Annotated in this window: 16 protein-coding genes and 1 other RNA gene; 3 read left to right on the top strand and 14 right to left on the bottom strand. The window is 61.4% G+C overall.

Features of this window, described 5'->3' with window-relative positions:
- Position 1 precedes the first annotated feature (1 nt).
- From murD to PH551_RS01210, 14 genes are all read right to left on the bottom strand, one after another.
- Complete coding sequence (gene murD, locus PH551_RS01275; protein ID WP_285191549.1) at positions 2–1,414, bottom strand: UDP-N-acetylmuramoyl-L-alanine--D-glutamate ligase; 1,413 nt, start codon at positions 1,412–1,414, stop codon at positions 2–4.
- A 7-nt stretch (positions 1,415–1,421) separates the two neighbouring features.
- Complete coding sequence (gene mraY / locus PH551_RS01270) at positions 1,422–2,522, bottom strand: phospho-N-acetylmuramoyl-pentapeptide-transferase (protein ID WP_085778781.1); 1,101 nt, start codon at positions 2,520–2,522, stop codon at positions 1,422–1,424.
- A gap of 22 nt (positions 2,523–2,544) precedes the next feature.
- Positions 2,545–3,984: a UDP-N-acetylmuramoylalanyl-D-glutamyl-2,6-diaminopimelate--D-alanyl-D-alanine ligase gene (locus PH551_RS01265; RefSeq protein ID WP_285191548.1), complete on the bottom strand. Its 1,440-nt coding sequence runs from the start codon at positions 3,982–3,984 to the stop codon at positions 2,545–2,547.
- Positions 3,981–5,501 carry a UDP-N-acetylmuramoyl-L-alanyl-D-glutamate--2,6-diaminopimelate ligase gene (locus PH551_RS01260; protein ID WP_285191547.1) on the bottom strand — a complete coding sequence of 507 codons (1,521 nt, stop codon included), beginning with the start codon at positions 5,499–5,501 and terminating at the stop codon, positions 3,981–3,983. The genes PH551_RS01265 and PH551_RS01260 overlap by 4 nt, the downstream gene beginning before the upstream one ends.
- Before the next feature lie 6 nt (positions 5,502–5,507).
- Entirely contained in the window at positions 5,508–7,265 is a 1,758-nt protein-coding gene (locus PH551_RS01255; protein WP_097597955.1) for a peptidoglycan D,D-transpeptidase FtsI family protein, read from the bottom strand.
- Entirely contained in the window at positions 7,265–7,753 is a 489-nt protein-coding gene (gene ftsL / locus PH551_RS01250) for a cell division protein FtsL (RefSeq protein WP_085778784.1), read from the bottom strand. Before ftsL ends, PH551_RS01255 begins: the two co-directional genes overlap by 1 nt.
- Position 7,754: 1 nt before the next feature.
- The gene (rsmH, locus tag PH551_RS01245) at positions 7,755–8,780 is read right to left on the bottom strand and encodes a 16S rRNA (cytosine(1402)-N(4))-methyltransferase RsmH (RefSeq protein WP_285191546.1); all 1,026 of its coding nucleotides are present in this window, start codon (positions 8,778–8,780) and stop codon (positions 7,755–7,757) included.
- A 17-nt stretch (positions 8,781–8,797) separates the two neighbouring features.
- Entirely contained in the window at positions 8,798–9,235 is a 438-nt protein-coding gene (gene mraZ, locus PH551_RS01240; protein ID WP_221112217.1) for a division/cell wall cluster transcriptional repressor MraZ, read from the bottom strand.
- Between the two features lie 411 nt (positions 9,236–9,646).
- Positions 9,647–10,044: RNase P RNA component class A (rnpB, locus tag PH551_RS01235), an RNA gene on the bottom strand.
- A gap of 56 nt (positions 10,045–10,100) precedes the next feature.
- Complete coding sequence (locus PH551_RS01230) at positions 10,101–11,276, bottom strand: NAD(P)/FAD-dependent oxidoreductase (RefSeq protein ID WP_285191545.1); 1,176 nt, start codon at positions 11,274–11,276, stop codon at positions 10,101–10,103.
- A gap of 10 nt (positions 11,277–11,286) precedes the next feature.
- Complete coding sequence (locus PH551_RS01225; RefSeq protein WP_285191544.1) at positions 11,287–12,474, bottom strand: NAD(P)/FAD-dependent oxidoreductase; 1,188 nt, start codon at positions 12,472–12,474, stop codon at positions 11,287–11,289.
- A 116-nt stretch (positions 12,475–12,590) separates the two neighbouring features.
- Positions 12,591–13,214, bottom strand: coding sequence for a lytic transglycosylase domain-containing protein (locus PH551_RS01220; protein ID WP_088681326.1), 624 nt, complete (start codon positions 13,212–13,214; stop codon positions 12,591–12,593).
- 261 nt (positions 13,215–13,475) lie between these two features.
- Positions 13,476–14,237 (bottom strand): N-acetylmuramoyl-L-alanine amidase, encoded by a 762-nt coding sequence (locus tag PH551_RS01215; protein ID WP_285191543.1) that lies wholly within the window; start codon positions 14,235–14,237, stop codon positions 13,476–13,478.
- Positions 14,234–14,941, bottom strand: a complete 708-nt coding sequence (locus PH551_RS01210; RefSeq protein WP_285191542.1) for a J domain-containing protein — start codon at positions 14,939–14,941, stop codon at positions 14,234–14,236. The genes PH551_RS01215 and PH551_RS01210 overlap by 4 nt, the downstream gene beginning before the upstream one ends.
- 387 nt (positions 14,942–15,328) lie before the next feature.
- Between PH551_RS01210 and PH551_RS01205 the strand changes: the two genes are divergently transcribed.
- The 3 genes from PH551_RS01205 to PH551_RS01195 all read left to right on the top strand — a co-directional run bounded on the left by PH551_RS01205 (position 15,329) and on the right by PH551_RS01195 (position 18,321).
- Entirely contained in the window at positions 15,329–16,540 is a 1,212-nt protein-coding gene (locus PH551_RS01205; protein ID WP_285191541.1) for a pyrophosphate--fructose-6-phosphate 1-phosphotransferase, read from the top strand.
- A gap of 58 nt (positions 16,541–16,598) precedes the next feature.
- Positions 16,599–17,234, top strand: coding sequence for a LysE family translocator (locus tag PH551_RS01200; RefSeq protein WP_285191540.1), 636 nt, complete (start codon positions 16,599–16,601; stop codon positions 17,232–17,234).
- Positions 17,235–17,379: 145 nt separating this feature from the next.
- Positions 17,380–18,321, top strand: a complete 942-nt coding sequence (locus PH551_RS01195; protein WP_221112211.1) for a lytic transglycosylase domain-containing protein — start codon at positions 17,380–17,382, stop codon at positions 18,319–18,321.
- Positions 18,322–18,343 lie beyond the last annotated feature (22 nt).

Raw genomic sequence — 18,343 nt, 5'->3', positions numbered from 1 at the left:
GTCATTTCTCTCCTATTGCCGGATCGATCAGCATCGTCATTCCGTCAAGGGCGGCCACATGGCTGACGAAGGCATCGCCCCTGACTTCGAAATTCTTATACTGGTCGAAGCTTGCGCAAGCCGGGGATAGCATCACGGCGGAAGCAGCAGCTTCGTCGCGCTCCGCGTCGGCCGCCGCATGTACGACTGCGCGCTCCAGCGTGCCGGAGATCTCGTAGGGCACGGCCTCGCCGAGGGTGGCGGCGAACTCCGCCGCCGCCTCGCCGATCAGATAGGCCTTGGCGATGCGCGGGAAATAGGGCGCCAGCGTCGTGATGCCGCCCGCCTTCGGCAAGCCGCCGGCAATCCAGTAGATGCGATCGTAGCTTGAAAGCGCCGGTGCGGCCGCATCGGCATTCGTCGCCTTCGAATCGTTGACGAAGACGACGCGGCCTCGTTTGCCCACAGGCTGCATACGATGCTTAAGGCCGGGGAAGGAGGCAAGGCCGGCGCGGATGGCGTCGGCGGAAACCCCGATGGCAAGGCAGGCGGCAACGGCCGCGGCGGCATTCTGCGCATTGTGGCTGCCACGCAGCGTCTGGATGCCGTCGAGATCGGTGAAAGGCAGCATGGCGCCGCCAGCGGCCTGAACGAGCTTGGTGCCCTCGGCATAAATACCGTCAGCCACCACACTCCGGCGCGAGATGCGGACCACTTTGACATTAGCCCGCTCGATGCGGTCCGCAATCAATGCCGAATGGCTGTCGTCGATGCCAACAATCGCGACATCGCTGCCCGCAACCAGGCGTTCCTTGACGTCGGCGTAGTGCTGCATCGTGCCGTGACGGTCGAGATGATCGGGCGTCAGATTGAGCAGGATGCCCGCGGAAGGGTTCAGCGTCGGCGCCAGATCGATCTGGTAGGAAGAGCATTCGACGACGTAATAGCGTCCCGCCTTCGGCGGATCGAGCGTCAGCACCGCCGTGCCGATATTGCCGCCGAGCTGGGTGTCGTAGCCTGCGGATTTCAGTATGTGGGCGATCAGCGCCGTCGTCGTCGATTTGCCGTTGGTGCCTGTTATGGCGATGAAGGGGCAATCCGGCGCATGGGCGCGGCGCTCGCGCACGAAGAGCTCAACGTCGCCGACGATGTCGACGCGGGCCGCCCGCGCAAGGTCCACTGTCCAGTGCGGCTTCGGATGGGTGAGCGGCACGCCGGGCGACAGCACGAACAGCGCCTGCTGACCCCAGTCGATATTGTGCAGATCCTCCGTCTTGATGCCTTCCGCCGAGGCCTTGGCGACGCTGTCAGGATTGTCGTCCCAGGCCGTCACCTCGGCGCCGCCGGCGACCAGCGCGCGGGCAGTGGCAAAACCGGAGCCGCCGAGCCCGAAGAGCGCGACCTTCTTGTCTTTGAGCGTCGTGACCGGGATCATCGCCGCCTCACCGGAGTTTCAGCGTCGAGAGGCCGAGCAGAGCGAGGCCGACGGCAATGATCCAGAAACGGATCACCACCTGGCTCTCGGTCCAGCCCTTCTTCTCGAAGTGATGATGGATCGGCGCCATCAGGAAGACGCGCCGGCCGGTCATCTTGAAAAAGCCCACCTGGATAATGACCGACAGCGTCTCCATGACGAAAAGACCACCGATTATCGCCATGACGATCTCATGTTTGGTGGCGACGGCAACTGTGCCGATCGTGCCGCCGAGGGCAAGCGAGCCGGTATCGCCCATGAAGATGGCGGCGGGAGGCGCGTTGAACCAAAGGAAGCCAAGGCCGGCGCCGATGACGGCGCCGAGCACGACGGCAAGCTCGCCGGTACCGGGCACGAAATTGATCTGCAGGTAGTTCGCAAACACGACGTTGCCGGCCAGATAGGCGATGACGCCGAAAGAGGCGGCGGCGATCATCACAGGTACGATGGCAAGCCCATCGAGGCCATCCGTCAGGTTGACGGCATTGCCGGCGCCGACGATGACGAATCCGCCGAAGACGACGAACATGATGCCGAGATTGATCAGGAAGTCCTTGAAGAATGGAAAGGCGATTGAAGAGCCAAAGGTCGAGCCCGCTGCCCCGGAGGCAAGGGCCGTGCGCATCATGAAATAGACCGCGATACCGGCAATGACGAACTCGATGCCGAGGCGCGCCTTGCCGGAGAAGCCCTTGTGACTCTGCTTGGTCACCTTGAGATAATCGTCATAGAAGCCGATCGCCCCGAATCCCAGCGTCACCAGCAGCGTGGCGACGACATAGACGTTGGAAAGATCGGCCCAGAGCAGCGAAGCGCCGACGATGCCGGCAAGAATCATCAGGCCGCCCATGGTCGGCGTGCCGGCCTTCTTGAAATGCGTCTGCGGCCCGTCGGCGCGGATCGGTTGGCCCTTGCCCTGGCGGATGCGCAGCGAATTGATGATCGTCGGCCCAAACAGGAAGACGATCAATGCGGAGGTGAAGAGAGCGGCCCCTGTGCGGAAAGTGATATATCTGAACAGATTCAGAAATTTGAAATATTCCGACAGTTCGACAAGCCAGATCAGCATTCAGGGCCCCTTGTTTACCCGATCAAAGTTCGCGTTGCGTGTCGGCAAATGGCGGGAACTTGTCAAGGAGCGCGGCGACGATCTTGCCGAAACCAATGCCCAGAGACGATTTCACCATCAACACGTCGCCCGGAGCGACCGAATTCAAGACATAGTCCGTCATGTCGTCCGTCTTTTCGCAATACTGGACGTGGACGCTTTCCGGCAGTGATTCCTTCAGCGCAGCCATTTCGGCGCCTGCGAGCCAGACATGTTCGATGCCGGCCGCAAGCAGCGGTCCGGCGAGATCGCTGTGGACCTTTTCGGCATACTCGCCCATCTCGAGCATGTCTCCGAGCACGGCGATACGGCGTCCGCGCCCAGTCGGCTCGGCAGCTGCGAGCAACGCGATCGCCGCCCGCATAGAGGCGGGATTGGCATTGTAGCTCTCGTCGATCAGCGTGAAGCTGCCGTTACCGCCGCCGATCGACAGCCGGTGGCGTTTGCCCCTGCCCTTTTCCGGCTTCAGCGTCGCAAGTGCCGCAATCGCCTTGTCCAGATCGACGCCGACGATCGTGACGACACCGAGAGCAGCGAGCGCATTTTCGGCGATATGACGGCCCGGCGCACCGATCGCCACCTCCAGCGTCTCCCCGCCGATCGTCAGCCATAGTGTCGAATTCTCGTCCGCACCGTTGAATTCCGCCAGCCGGAATTCCGCCTTGGCATGCTGGCCGAAGGAATGAATATGCTCGATGCCGAGCGACTGCGCGGTTCGATCGAGGAAATTGAACTGGTCATTGTCCCGGTTGAGCACAACATGGCCGCCGGGCTCGAGCCCCTCGAAGATCTCTGCTTTCGCGGCAGCGATCTCCTTTATGCTCTTGAAATTGCCGAGATGCGCCGGTGCGATCGTCGTGATGACGGCGACATCGGGACGGATCATGGCCACCAGCGGTCGGATCTCGCCGGGATGATTCATTCCGACTTCGAAGACGCCGTAATCCGTGTCATCAGGCATCCGCGCCAGGGTCAGCGGCACGCCCCAGTGATTGTTGAAGGAAGCGACGGAGGCGTGCACCTTGCCCGATGGCGACAGCACGTGCCGCAGCATCTCCTTGGTAGTCGTCTTGCCGACGGAACCGGTGACGGCGATGATCTTTGCCCGCGAGCGCTCGCGAGAAGCCTGCCCCAGACGCCCGAGTGCCGCCAGCACGTCGTCGACGACGATCATCGGTACCGTCAGGCGGCCGAGGGCAGGAAGCCTCGCCTCGCTGACGACGAGAAGCGACGCGCCGTTCGCCATCGCCATCGATGCATAGTCGTGACCGTCGACACGATCACCCTTGATGGCGAAGAACGCTTCGCCTGATGTAATCGAGCGGCTGTCGATGGAAATGCCGGTGATGCCTTCGGGCAAAGTGCCGAAAGGGCGCCCCGCCATTGCTGCAATCATGTCCTCGGTCGTCCAGAGCCAGCTCAAGATTTCAGTTCCTCCAAGGCCTTGCGCACCTCCGCATGATCGGAGAACGGCAGTGTGACGCTCCCGATCGTCTGCCCTTCCTCGTGCCCCTTGCCGGCGACGATCAGCGTATCGCCGGATTTCAGCATGCCAACCGCCTCACGGATAGCCGAGGCGCGATCGCCGATCTCGGAGGCGCAACCTGCTGCCGCCATGATCTCGGCCCGGATCGCAGCCGGCTCCTCCGAACGCGGATTATCGTCGGTGACGATCACGACATCGGCAAGGCGGCAGGCGATTTCACCCATGATCGGCCGCTTGCCTCGGTCGCGGTCGCCGCCGCAGCCGAAGACGACGATGACGCGGCCGGTGGTGAAGGGCCTCACCGAATTCAGCACATTTTCCAACGCATCCGGCTTGTGGGCATAATCGACATAAGCGAGTGCGCCATCTTTGGTATGGCCGACCAGTTCGAGGCGGCCGGACGCGCCGGCCAGTTTTTCAAGCGCCGCCATCGCGACCTTCGGCTCGACCCCCGTGGACATGGCAAGGCCTGCCGCGACCAGCGCATTGGCGACCTGGAAATCGCCGGCCAGTGGAATATCCACCTCGAAGATCTCGTCACCGATATGGATCTCGGCCGTCTGCTTGTGGCGGAAATGCTCGACGCGTTTCAGTGACAGATATTGACCCCTGCGCCCGACGGTGCGGACGTCATGACCGGCATCGGCAGCCACCTTGATGGCCTGCGCCGACCACGGATCGTCCGCGAAGACGACCGCCGGCGCACCCTTCGGCAGCAGCGTATCGAACAGCCGCATCTTGGCGGACATGTAGGCCTCGATCGTGGGATGATAATCCATGTGATCGCGGCCGAGATTGGTGAAGGCTGCGGCGGCGAGCCTGACACCGTCGAGACGGCACTGGTCGAGGCCGTGACTGGAAGCCTCCATCGAGGCATGCGTAACACCCTCGTCGGCGAGCTCGGCCAGTAGTTTGTGCAACGACACCGGATCCGGCGTCGTCAGCGCGCCATATTCATTGCGCGTCGGCGAAACGACACCTGTTGTGCCGATCATCGCGGCTGCATGACCGGCATGTGCCCAGATCTGGCGGGTAAAAGAGGCGACCGAAGTCTTGCCTGCCGTGCCGGTGACGGCGACCATAGTTTCAGGCTGCCTGCCGTAAAAGCGGGCGGCGGCGATGGAAAGAAAGCGGCGCGGTTCTTTGACCGCAAGCACCGGGATGGGAGCATCGACAGCCTGGGAGGTGATCGCGACGGCCGCCCCGCGGCCGGCGGCATCCGCGATGAAGCCCGCGCCATCCGCCTTGGTGCCGGCGACCGCGACAAAAGCAATGCCCGGTTCCACCTTGCGGCTATCCGAAGACAGGCCTGAGATATCAAGCAAGCCTGCCGGGCCTTCGAGCTGTGCTTCAAGTTCCGGAAACTGATCTCCGGCCAGGTCTCGCAATTTCATCGAACGCACTTTTCTCTCTTGAAGCCGGTTCACCCCTCGCGAATCGGCGTCGGTATTCATTCACACTCAATAAGACACCAGCAAGGCCGAACCGCCCTCCCCAAATTTCGGCTCGATGCCGAGAATGGGAGCCGCGCGGCGGATGATCTCACGAGCGATCGGGCCGGCAGTACCGGCGGAGATCGTTCCACCATATTGCTTTTCGCCTGTTTTCGGCTCGTCGCAGAAGGTGATGACGACATATTGGGGATTATCGATCGGGAAGGCGGAGATGAAGGAGTTGAAGTTGAGCGTCGAGGAATAACGCCCGTTCACCACCTTGTCCGCCGTACCCGTCTTGCTGCCGACGGCAAAGCCCGGCACGCGGGCGACGCGCCCCGACCCCTTGTAGCCATTGAAATCCAGAAGGTAGCGCACTTCGTCGCTGGTCGACTTCTTGAGCACCTGCTTGGCGATCTGATCGGCCTCTTCGCGGGTGCGCGGCAGGAATGTCGGCTCGATCAGCTTGCCGCCGTTCACCAGAGCAGCCGCCGCCACGCCCGTCTGCAGCGCGGTCGTCGAAACACCGTGACCGAAGGAAATCGTGATCGAATTAATTTTCTTCCAGACACGCGGCTGGCTCGGCATCTTCACTTCCGGCAACTCGGTCTGCATCTTCGTCAACAGGCCGAGTTTGGTCAGATAATCCTTCTGCGAGTCGATGCCGACGAGATCGATCACGCGCGCCGTGCCGATGTTCGAGGAATACTGGAAGATTTCGGGAACAGTCAGCCAGCGGCGCTGCCCGTGAAAGTCATGGATGGTGAAGCCGCCGATATAGATCGGCTTGCTGGCGTCGAATGTGTCCGACATCTTCACCTTGCCGCTGTCGAGCGCCATCGCCAGCGAGAAGGTCTTGAACGTCGACCCCATTTCGAAGGTGCCGTTCGTCATCCGGTTGAGCCAGCCTTCCTTGGCGCCCTCCTGCGGATTGTTCGGATCGAAGTCGGGGGCCGATGCCATGCCGAGCACTTCCCCGGTGTGCACGTCGATAACAGCCGCGCCGGCCCCCTTGGACTGGAAATTGTTGACGGCGTTGACGACCGCATCGCGAACGATGTTCTGCACGCGCAGGTCGATCGACAGCCGCACCGGCTCCAGCGGCTGGTCGCTCGTCATCCCGACCGAGGCGAGATCGGCGAGCCCCTGGTCGTCGATAAACTTCTCCATGCCGGCCACGCCGCGGTTGTCGATGTTGACATAGCCGAGGATGTGCGCCGCGGTCGAGCCGCCGGGATAGAAGCGGCGCTTCTCCGGCCGGAAGCCGATGCCGGGAATGCCGAGCGCCAGGATCTGGCTCTGCTGCTTCGGCGTCAGCTGCCGGCGCAGCCAGGCGAAATGCGAGCTCTTGACGGAAAGCTTCTTGTAGGTGTCCTTGACGTCGAGCTCCGGCAGAACAGTTGCAAGCTTCTCCACCGCCTCGTCGACGTCAACGATCTTGTTCGGCTCGGCAAACAGCGAGACCGTTCGGATGTCGGTCGCCAGCACCTCGCCGTTGCGATCGAGAATGTCGGGCCGCGAGGCCATCAGCCGGTCGGGCGGCAGGATGCTGGAGACGACCTCCTGATCCTTCATGGCATATTCGACCAGACGGCCACCGATGACGACATAGAGACCCATGAAGCCAAGGATCAGCAGCCCTACGCGGCTTTTTGCCTGCCCCGTCTTCTTCTTGCGCGACCCCTCGATGGCCACGCCGGCAGAAGGGCCGCCGAAGCGGTTATAGACGCCGGCGGAGAAATGCGCCTGGCTCTTCAGGACCATGATGCGGGAAAGAAACGACATTATTCCACCGACCCCGTTTCGATCTCGTCTGCTTCATCCGCCACCACACCACGCTGCTCGACAGCGTCTCGCTGCTGTGCTGCGCCGCGTGGCACGGGCATCGGCGGGGGCTGCGCTTTGCCGGTCGCGCCTTTGGCGCTGGCCACGGTCGCACCCTTGGCACCGGCTTTGGCCTCCGTTACGTCGGGTACCGGAACCTCGGATTTCAGCATCGGCAGCTCCTTCGCATGCACGAGCGCCGTCGAATCCGTCGGCTGCAGCTGCAATTCCGCATTGTAGGCGTTGACCAGCCGCTCCAGCCGGTTCGGCTGCGATTGCAGCGCCCAATCGGCCTTGAGAAGATCGATTGTGTCCTTCTCGAGTTTGATCTCGGCTTCGAGGCGATGAACCTCCTCGAGCTTCAATTCGGCGCGATGCTTGATCGTGTAGGTGACGGCGGCAGTCGCCGTCATGACGCCGATGAGCACGAGATCGAACGTTTTCAGCATGTCAACCTCCGAGCTTTCCAAGAGAGGCAAGATTGGGAAACCCGAAGAGCGACATATCCGCCGCCTCGGCGGCCGCCTCCGTCCGCAGGCCTGCGCGCAGCTTGGCGGAGCGGGCGCGCGGATTGGCTTCGGCCTCCGCCTCGCTCGCCGAAACCATCGGCTTGCCGATCGCCGTGAAGGTCGCCGCCCGCTCATGTGCGGCCGGCAGGTGCCGCGAGCCCGTCGCCTTGCCGGCGCGGTCGGAGAAGAATTTCTTGACGATGCGGTCTTCAAGCGAATGAAAGGTCACGACGACGAGCCGGCCGCCGGGCTTCAGAGCTCGTTCCGCCGCAAACAATGCCTGCGCCAGTTCCCCGAGCTCGTCATTGACGAAAATGCGCAAGGCCTGGAAGACGCGCGTCGCGGGATGGATCTTGTCCTTCATCTTGCGCGGGGTGACCAGCTCAATGAGGCCGGCAAGATCGCGGGTCGTTTCGAAGGGCTTTTCCTCGCGCCGCTTCTCAATCGCATGTGCGATTCGCGGCGCCTGGTTTTCCTCACCGAGAAAATGGAAGATGCGGATCAGATCCGCGACCTTGGCGCGATTGACGACATCGGCGGCCGAAACACCTGTTGCCGACATGCGCATGTCGAGCGGCCCGCTCTTCTGGAAGGAGAATCCGCGCTCGGGCTCATCGATCTGCATGGAAGAGACGCCGATATCGAGCACGACGCCGTCGAGCCCGCCCCGCGGCGCATAATCGGCGAGATTCGAGAACTGCGAGTGAATGAGCGTGAGACGACCGGCATGGGCGGCAACCATGGCCTGGCCTGCGGCAATTGCGCTGGGATCGCGATCGAGCGCGATCACCTCGGCGCCGGCCGCAAGAATGGCCGCGCTATAACCACCCGCGCCGAATGTACCGTCGAGAATCAGCTTGCCGGGTGCGGGCGAGAGCGCCGCGAGGACTTCATTGAGAAGAACAGGAATGTGACGAACCGGTCCGCCACCGGCATCAGCTGAACCTCCGCCAGGATTCGTCACCATTCCGTTCCCTCGTTCCTTCAGGAACGCTTGCCCGCCAGCTTGCGCTCCCCTCGTGCCTGCGCCTGCGCAGCCAAGAATACCTGCGGCTGCCAGAGCTGAAAATGATCCGCCCGACCGACGAAGGTCACTTCGTCCGAGACGCCGGTGAAGTCGCGGATGAAATCCGTGACCATTAGCCGCCCCTCGGCATCGAGCTTCATGAAGACCCCGCCTCCGTGGATCAGAAGCGACATCGCGTTCGCGTCCGGCGAAAACGGATCTTCCGCAGCAATCTGCCGCTCGAATCTTTCGAGAAGATCCGGGCCGCCGACGCTGATCGCCGGAAACACAAAGTCCTGGAAACAGTAGAGCTCCTGGACGTTGCGCTGCGCCAGCACGGAACGGAATGCCGAGGGCACGGAAACCCTGCCCTTGGCGTCGATCCTGTTGGTCGCGTTCGAAAGGAAGCGGCTCATGACTCGAAACATCCGTTTCCGCAGGGAGCCGGACAAAAAGACGCCCGAAAGTCCCAATATCAGGCACAGCTTCGCAAGCCGGATGAGCCAAATCCCACCCGACGCATCCGGAAAGGAAGACGCCTTTGCTTTGCGATGAATGGGCAAATGATTGCCCTGATGCAGTGCGCATTTGGGATAGCATGGGACCATATGGGCGTCAATGGGATACGCCCGTTTTGCAACGGACGCGTGATCAAACATTTATAAGCTGTTAAGTTTAACAAAGGGTTAGCGGCGTCATTTTCAGCATGGCGCGCATTGGTAGCGTGACACAAACAAACAGCCAGAAAGTGTGTTAATATTAGCTTGAAAACAGCTGGTTTCAGCAGCTTAGGGTGAAGTCCCGGCCCTGCAGCAGCACGGATGTTAATCGCCAGTTGGCCTGTAAGCCGGGTTCTGTATGGCTCCGGCGTGAACCGGAACGTGGCAGCCATTCCTCTGGGGCAGCGCTCGCACGCTGCCTCACGCAACCCACCCGGATGACTGGCCTGGAAACCGGCCGGAGAGCCTTTCGGCCCGCCGCGTCATCCCTATTCGGTCTTGCTCCCGGTGGGGTTTACCGTGCCATATCCGTTGCCGGAGATGCGGTGGGCTCTTACCCCACCCTTTCACCCTTACCTGTCATGACAGGCGGTTTGCTTTCTGTGGCACTTTCCCTGAGGTCGCCCTCGCCGGACGTTATCCGGCACCGTGTTTCCGTGGAGCCCGGACTTTCCTCACCTTACCGCCTTTCGGCATTGGTAAAGCGCGGCTGCCCGGCCAACTGGCAGGGCTCCCATAAACGAGAGAGCCCGTAATTGCTACTGAAATATAGGGGACAGGCTTAACGGAAATTAGGTGTGAAATCCGTGGAGTAGCCCTGTTCGTTGATTCTGCCTGACAAAAGCAGCTCCGCACCGAGCCTGCCGATTTCGTCCGAACTCTTGGCCGAGGTGCCGGCGCAGCCCGTCAGCACCGCAATCCTGGGCGAAGAGGTATAGCCGATCATCGGATAGCTGCTTTCCGTAAACGAGACGACGCAGGCGGCCGTCGAAATCGACAGCGGCGTCATATCAGGCACGAGGTCGGCGACGATGCGCTGCAGATGCGAGCGCACGCTCTCGCGCCCCTCGGTCCTGAACCAGGCCCGCATCTCGATGTCGTTGTGTAAAATCAGATCGTCGGGATCGCCGCCGATCTTCAGGTAGAGTTTGCCATCGGGATAACGGATCGGCGGCAGCAGATAGATGTGGATGCCGGGCACGTCGAGAATGAGTGACGGCATCGCCCCAAGCCGGAGCGCATCAGCCTCGCCGACCTGGAATAGCGTGACGGTCCGGCCGTAAACCGTCATGGCAACTGGCCGTGGCAACAGATTCTCCGCAATGGAAAATCCCCCCGCCGCCAGCAGCACCTTTTCACCGCGATAGGTGAGGCCTCCGGCAGTGTTGACGGTCGCCAGCCCGCCCTCCTCGCGGATCGAGACCACATGATCCCGGATGACAGTCGCGCCTGCCCTTTCTGCCAGCAGTGATTGCGCATTCACCAGTTTGCGCGGACTGATATGTCCGGCGCCCCTCGCCTCGAACACACCTGCACTGCCGGCGGGAAAGGCAAAGAAGGGAAATGAAGTCTTCAATCCGCCCACGTCCAGAAGCCTGGTCTCGACGCCGAGCGAAACGGCGGCCTGCCGAGTCCTTTCAAGATAATCGCTTCCATCAGGCGCGACGACGACGCAGCCGGCCTCCCGATAGAAGTCGATGCCGCTCTCGTTCGCGATCTCCCGGTAGCGACCGATCGAGCGATTGGCGAGCAGCGCCCAGTTGCGGTCGGGATCGATTGTGCGGGTAATGCGCCCCTCGTCGTAATGGCTGGCGAAAACGCCTTGATGCGCCTTGCGATCACCAGGCTCGTCCGGGCCGATCACCGCGACACCATCCGTCTGCCGCGCCAGATGCCGCGCGGCAGCGGCTCCCATCAGCCCGCGGCCGACGACGATATATTTGAAATCGACTGCCATGATATTCCTCTCAAGTGAAGACTGGCGTCAGCTCGCGGCCGAAATCCTCATCCCCGAGCCGCCCTTCCCTGAGAAGCACGGCGCCGAGACGCCCGAGTTCATCGGAGGATTTGGCCGCGACGAAATTGCCGCCGGTCAGCACTGCGACCCGCGGCGACGGCGTGAAGCCGACGTAGGGATAACCGGTCGGCGTGAAATTCGCCACGCACGGAGCCGACGTGACCGGACAGCCGGCAAGCTCCGGCATCAGTTGCAGGGCGATGCGCGAGAGATGATCGCGCTCGGCCACGCTGCCGTCGGAACGGAACCACGTGCCGGCCTCTTCCAGCCGGCTGAAGGAAAGCGCTTCGGTATCGCCGCCAAGCTTCAGATAGGTCTTGCCGTCGGGATAACGCACCGGCGGCAGGATATAGATGTGGTCCTCCTCCCGGTCGCCAAGCACGATGGTCGACGGCATATCGCCGAAAACCGCCATCTCGCGCTCGCCGATTTCGTAGAAGACAACGGTGCGAGCCATCACTCTCAAATCGACGGGACGCGGCAGCAGGGCGTGGAAATTGCTGAAAGCCCCGGCCGCGACCAACACGCGCTCGGCGCTGTAGCTTCTGTCGCCGGCCGTCACCTCGACATGGGAGCCTGTATCGCGCACCGATGTCACGGTCGCGTCGATCAGCGAGACGCCGCCCTCCTCGGCAAGCCTGGCTTGCGCGCGCACCAGGGCCCGCGGATTGATGTGCCCGGCGCGCTTGCGCTCGAAATACCCACTGAAATCAGGACCGACGGTAAGATAGGGAAAACGCTGCCCGAGCTCCGCCGGCGCGACGGTTTCGATATCGCTGCCGAGCCTCCGGCTGACGGCCAGCGCCCTCAGAAGAAAATCCTGCTCATCCCTAGGCGGCGGACCGGCAAAGAGGCAGCCGACTTCCGAAAAGAAGGAAATGCCGCTCTTCGCCTCGATCTCGCGGTAGCGCCCGAGCGCCCGCGCGGCGAAGGTTCCCCAGGTAAGATTGCCGTCGAAGGTGCGGGTAATGCGTGCTTCGTCATAATGGCTGGCAAAGACGCCGTGATGGACCTTGCGCTCCTCGGGCTCCGGCGGGCCGATCAGCGCGATGCCGTCGGCCATGGAGGAGAGGTGCCGTGCCGCCGCCGCCCCCATCATGCCGCGCCCGATGACGATGAACCTGAAATCGACTGCCATATCTCACCTCATCTCGAGGTGGCCCACCTCGTTTCCAGCTGGGATATCATGGCGCGCGTGCCGATTCATATCGCAAAAACAGCGGCGGAGGATTTTCCTCCGGTCCGCTCGGCGGTTCAGTCGAGCATTGCCAGGACCTTACCGCAATACGTCTTCGAGACCGGGTTCATGCGCGTTGCGCCGTGGCCGGCATTATACTTGAGGATGGTGTTGCAGGTCTCTCCACCACCGAGATCATGAGCAGCAGCCAGATATTTCATGCCGTACTTGATGTTGGTTTCCGGATCGAACAGGCCCTTGGCGCTGCCGGAATAACCCATCATGCGGGCCGTTGCAGGCTTTATCTGCATCAGCCCGATTTCACCGTGGCTGCCGCGTGCATTCGGATTGAAATTGCTTTCGACGCGGATGACCGCGGTCGCAAGCGCAACCGGTACAGCATATTGGTTCGCATATTTGCTGATCAGCGCGGAATAGGAATTGCCGGAAACATTGGCGACGGGATAACCGCTCTGGCGCTCGACCGTCTTCAGCGGGCGTTCCGCCGTCTTGAGCGGACGCTTCGCCGGCTTGACCGAACGTTCCGCTTTCTTCAACGGACGCTCTGCCTTCTTCGAAGGACGCTCGACTTTCTTCACCGGCGCATCGGCTCGCACACCCCAATCATTCGCAAACGCAAAGCTATTTCCCGCCAGCACCATGCCAACGCATGTTGCAGCAACAACAATCAGTTTTCTCATGTAGTCTTGAACACTCCGACCCAAAGAATTTCCGGACGCGCGCCTCGCTGTCACAATGAATACCAGATCAAGAACCGATCGGGATTCACGGTAATTCTTATCGTTTCACATACCGCCCGTGGTTTAACTCGAAAAACAACCCCGAGCACCGCTTGGCGGACGTTCTTAGACCATCGCAATGAGGAGATAATAGGGAAATGATGTGGCAGGCCGAATTTCGCGCTGCGATGCGAAATTTCGCGTTTCAGTAATTGCCGAGAATCAGGAGTAACGCGGTAGCGCCGACAGCAGCCGGTGCAGCGTGTCGATCGTCGAGAAATCGGCGATCCCGTCCACCCGTTCGGGCCGGAAATGTCGCTGGAAGGCTTCCACGTCGCCGGCCGTCTTTTGGGAGAATTCCCCCGTAATCTCAGTGCCGTAACCATACAGCGACAGCATCGACTGCAGCGCTTGCACCGGCTGGCCGGCGTCCCCGCGCTGAAAGAAACGCCCACCGGTGATCGGCGCTGGCTCGACCCAATGGCCCACACCCGCCCGATGAAGCTCGGCCCAAGGGAATTTTTCGCCCGGATCGACCTTGCGAATCGGTGCGACATCGGAATGCCCGAGCACTCTTTCCGGCGCAATCGACCAACGTTTGACACAGTCGTGACACAATTCGATGACTGCTGCGATCTGCTCTTTCGGATAGTCGGGAAGGCCGCCGGGATGACCGGCATTGGCAATTTCGATGCCGATCGACAGCGAATTAATATCGCTCTCGCCGTGCCAACTGCTCTTGCCCGCATGCCAGGCGCGCCGCGCCTCGGGCACGAGCTGAATCACCTCGCCATTCTCGTGCACGAAATAATGGCTGGAAACCTGGCTCTCGTCCCGACAGAGCCAGTCGAGCGCACCATCGGCCGTCGGCATACCCGTATAGTGCAGTAGGATCATATCGGGACGGCGCCCGTCCGCCCGCTCGCCGTGGTTGGGAGACGGCCGCACGTAAGCGCCTCGGTAATCGGCCTCGAAAGAGGTCATGCGGCGCGGCGTTCCTTCTCGATCGCCGCATAGGCTGCGTTCAGCGCGGCCATGCGCTCATTGGCGATCAAATGAAACTCCTTCGGCACCCCGCGCGAGATCAGTCGATCTGGGTGGTGCTCGCTGACGAGGCCGCGGTAACGGCGGCGGATCGTCGGAAAGTCGTCGGAAGGCGACACGCCGAGCACCTTGTAGGGATCGCCGCCGGACGAGACGTGGCGAGCGGCGATCTGCTCGAAACGTGTCTCGCTCATCTGGAAGATCTCGGCGATATGGCTGAGGAAATTCAGCTCCTTCTCGTGAATCAGCCCATCGGCCTTGGCAATGTGGAACAGGCCGTCGAGCACGTCTTCCAGCACCGGGCAATTGGCCGCGCAGGTAACGCAGAGCGTCGAAAGCCGCTCGGCATAAGCTTCGTAGCCGGCGACATCCTGGCGTGCGAGATTATAGAGCCTGGCAACATTCTTGGCCTGATCTTCGGGAAATTCGAAGATCTCGCGGAAGGCCTCGACCTCTTTCTCGCTGACGACGCCGTCGGCCTTGGCCATCTTGGCCGAAAGCGCAATGATCGCCACAGAAAACGCCACTTTGCGCCGGGTTTCGGGATCTCCTTCGAAAACCGTTCGGATCGCCTCGACGACCGCGGAAAGCGCATTGCCCGCGGTATTGCCAATGGCATTCAACAGTTTTTCCCAGAAGGACATCGAAAATCTCTCGCACGCTGTCAGGTATGAGCAATCAGCTTGACCAAAGAATCTGAGCCTTTGCAAGGCGACGATTGGTCATAGGATCGAAAACAGTTTTCACAATTCGGTAATTATTGCATCGCAGCAAGCCGTCGGTCGCTTTCGCCGGATCTGCCGTAAGAAAGTGCCGCACGATTCCACTCGATACTTAGCCGCCGATTTCCACAAACAGTTCCCGACAAGCAAAGCAGGCTTGAAACGATTATATCGATACTTCGCGACACCTTCGCCGTTCAACCCGGCAAAAAGCCGCTTTTTTCGTAAATTCTTTACTTTACAGAGCCCTTTCCCTGCCGCATCCATGCGCTAGCTAACGCTGCCGCACTGAACACCATAGGAGGGATCATGGCCAAACAGAAAGTCGCAATGCTGACCGCCGGAGGCCTGGCGCCCTGTCTTTCCTCCGCAGTTGGCGGCCTCATCGAACGCTACAGCGACGTCGCGCCCGAAATCGACATCGTCGCCTATAAGTCCGGTTATCAGGGCGTGTTGCTCGGTGACCGCATCGAGATCACCAGTGAAATGCGGGAAACGGCGCCGCTGCTGCACCGATATGGCGGCTCACCGATCGGCAATAGCCGCGTCAAGCTCACCAATGCCGCGGACTGCGTCAAGCGCGGCCTTGTCAAGGAAGGCGAGAACCCGCTGAGGGTCGCCGCCGAGCGTCTTGCCGATGACGGCATTACCATTCTCCACACGATCGGGGGCGACGACACTAATACCACCGCCGCCGACCTTGCCGCCTACCTCGCCGCCAACGGCTACGACCTGACGGTCGTCGGTCTGCCGAAGACGGTCGACAACGATGTCGTCCCCATCCGCCAGTCGCTCGGCGCCTGGACGGCCGCCGAAGTCGGCGCGCATTTCTTCGACAATGTCAGCAATGAGCAGACGGCCGCGCCGCGCACGCTCGTCATCCATGAGGTGATGGGCCGCCATTGCGGCTGGCTGACGGCAGCCACCGCCCGTGCCTATCTTCAGCGCACCAGCCGCAACCAATATGTCGACGGCCTGATGATGGACGCGCATCTGAAGAGCATCGACGCCGTTTATCTGCCCGAAATGGCCTTCGACCTCGACGCCGAGGCCGCCCGCCTGAAGGACATCATGGACCGCACGGGCCATGCCACCGTCTTCGTCTCGGAAGGCGCCTGCCTCGACGCCATCGTCGCCGAGCGCGAAGCTGCGGGTGAGACCGTCAAGCGTGACGCTTTCGGTCACGTGAAGATCGACACGATCAATGTCGGCGCCTGGTTCCAGAAGCAATTCGCCAGCCTGCTGAACGCAGAGCGTTCGCTGGTGCAGAAATCGGGCTATTTCGCTCGCTCGGCCCCTGCCAATGCCGACGACCTCAGGCTGATCCAGAGTATGGTCGATCTCGCCGTCGAAAGCGCGCTCAATAAGGTTTCCGGCGTCACCGGCCATGACGAAGCGCAGAACGGTAAGTTGCGCACTATAGAATTTCCCCGCATCAAAGGTGGCAAAGCTTTTGACCTGTCGGCGGCATGGTTTGCAGAAGTCATGCACAATATAGGCCAGAAATACAAAGAAGCATGATTGACGGACGGCTAATATGGTGTCTTTGCTTGTTCCCGACGGAATAGGAGGAGATTCCATGTCGCTTGAAGCCTGGCTCGCTTTTGCTGCCGCATCCGCCATCATGCTGGCCATACCGGGACCGACGATACTGCTCGTCGTCTCCTATGCGCTCGGTCATGGCCGCCGGACGGCCTTTGCGACGGTGAGCGGCGTGGCGCTTGGCGACTTCACCGCAATGACCGCGTCCCTCTTCGGTCTCGGCGCGGTGCTCGCCACCTCCGCCGCCCTCTTCACCCTCTTGAAGTGGATCGGCGGCGCCTACCTGATATGGCTGGGAATCAAGCTCTGGCGGGCTCCGGTGATTGGCGAGCCGGTCGCCGACAACGACAATCTGCCGGAGGAAAAGTCGCTTAAGATCTTCCTCCACGCCTATATCGTCACCGCCCTAAATCCGAAGAGTATCGTCTTCTTCGTCGCCTTCGTGCCACAGTTCCTCAACCCGACCCTGCCCTTCTTCGGGCAGATGGCGATCATGGAAGCGACCTTCCTGGTGCTGGCGATCCTCAACGCCGCCACCTACGCTTTTCTGGCCCATTCCGCTCGCGGACTGATTCGCAAGGCGAGCGTTCAGCGCGCCGTGAACCGCACCGGCGGCACCCTGCTGATCGCTGCAGGCGCCGTCACGGCTGGGTATCGCCGTATTGCGGCTTAGAAATCCGGGTATCGCGCTATTGCAGCTTAGAAATATTCCGTGGTTGCCGGAATGCAACGAATAGGTTAATGGGGTCATCGGGTTTAAGCTTTTTAGTAACTTTTATAACGCTGCCGGGGCGGCGCGATTTCACGAAAGTGACGGAATGGTAGCGATCGGATTGTCCGGCCTGAAACGCAGTCTTGTCGTTTCTACGGTGCTCTGCTGCGGCGTGATCACCGGCTGCACGAGCGTCGAATATACCTCTCAGGCCGAACTGACAGCCGCTCAGACCGTGGTGCCGACGCCGAAGCCCGGCGAAGATGCGATGCTTGCCGCAGTCCCGACAGCTGAAGGTGCTGCCGGCCAGGCGATCGCCGGCAGCGTTCTTCCCCAGGCAGCTCCGTCGCTCACAGCAACGGCGATGCCGACCGCGCCGGGCTCCCAGCCTGCCGATCTGACCATGCAGGCCGGCATACAGCCGGCGGCCTATGCGCAGATCCCCCTGACGCCCGAGATGACAGCGATCCAATCCGTCGTGCCGACGCCGCGCCCGGGAACGCCGTCACAGCCGGCGACGCAGCTTGCCTTTGCCGCCACCCCGCAGAACAGCGCGCTTGCAGCACTTGCCGCAGTCGACACCACGCCGCGTTCCATGGATTACGGCTTCGACGAGTCAGGACCGATCGATCCGCCGACGGCTCCCCCGATGTTCAGCGACGACGACAGGGACGATGCGCCGACAGTCGAGAAGAGCTTCGTCACCAAGCTCATCCAGAAATATTCGAAGATCTACGAAATTCCCGAGACGCTGCTCCACCGCATCGTCCATCGCGAGAGCCGCTACAATCCGAAGGCTTACAACAAGCGCGGCTATTTCGGCCTCATGCAAATCAAATACAACACCGCCAAATCTATGGGCTATGACGGTGCGCCGGGCGGCCTCTTCGACGCCGAGACCAACATTAAATATGCCGCAAAATATCTGCGCGGCGCCTGGCTCGTCTCCGACAACAAGGAAGACGACGCTGTCCGCCTCTATGCGCGCGGCTATTACTACGACGCCAAGCGCAAGGGCATGAATGATGTCGCCCAGGGTAATTACTGAAACCTGGCAGCTACCAAAACAA

It is taken from the genome of Rhizobium atlanticum, assembly GCF_030182485.1.
Lineage (GTDB): Bacteria > Pseudomonadota > Alphaproteobacteria > Rhizobiales > Rhizobiaceae > Rhizobium.
Note: the sequence above shows the minus strand (reverse complement) of the source record. Positions and strands in the feature narration are given on the sequence as shown.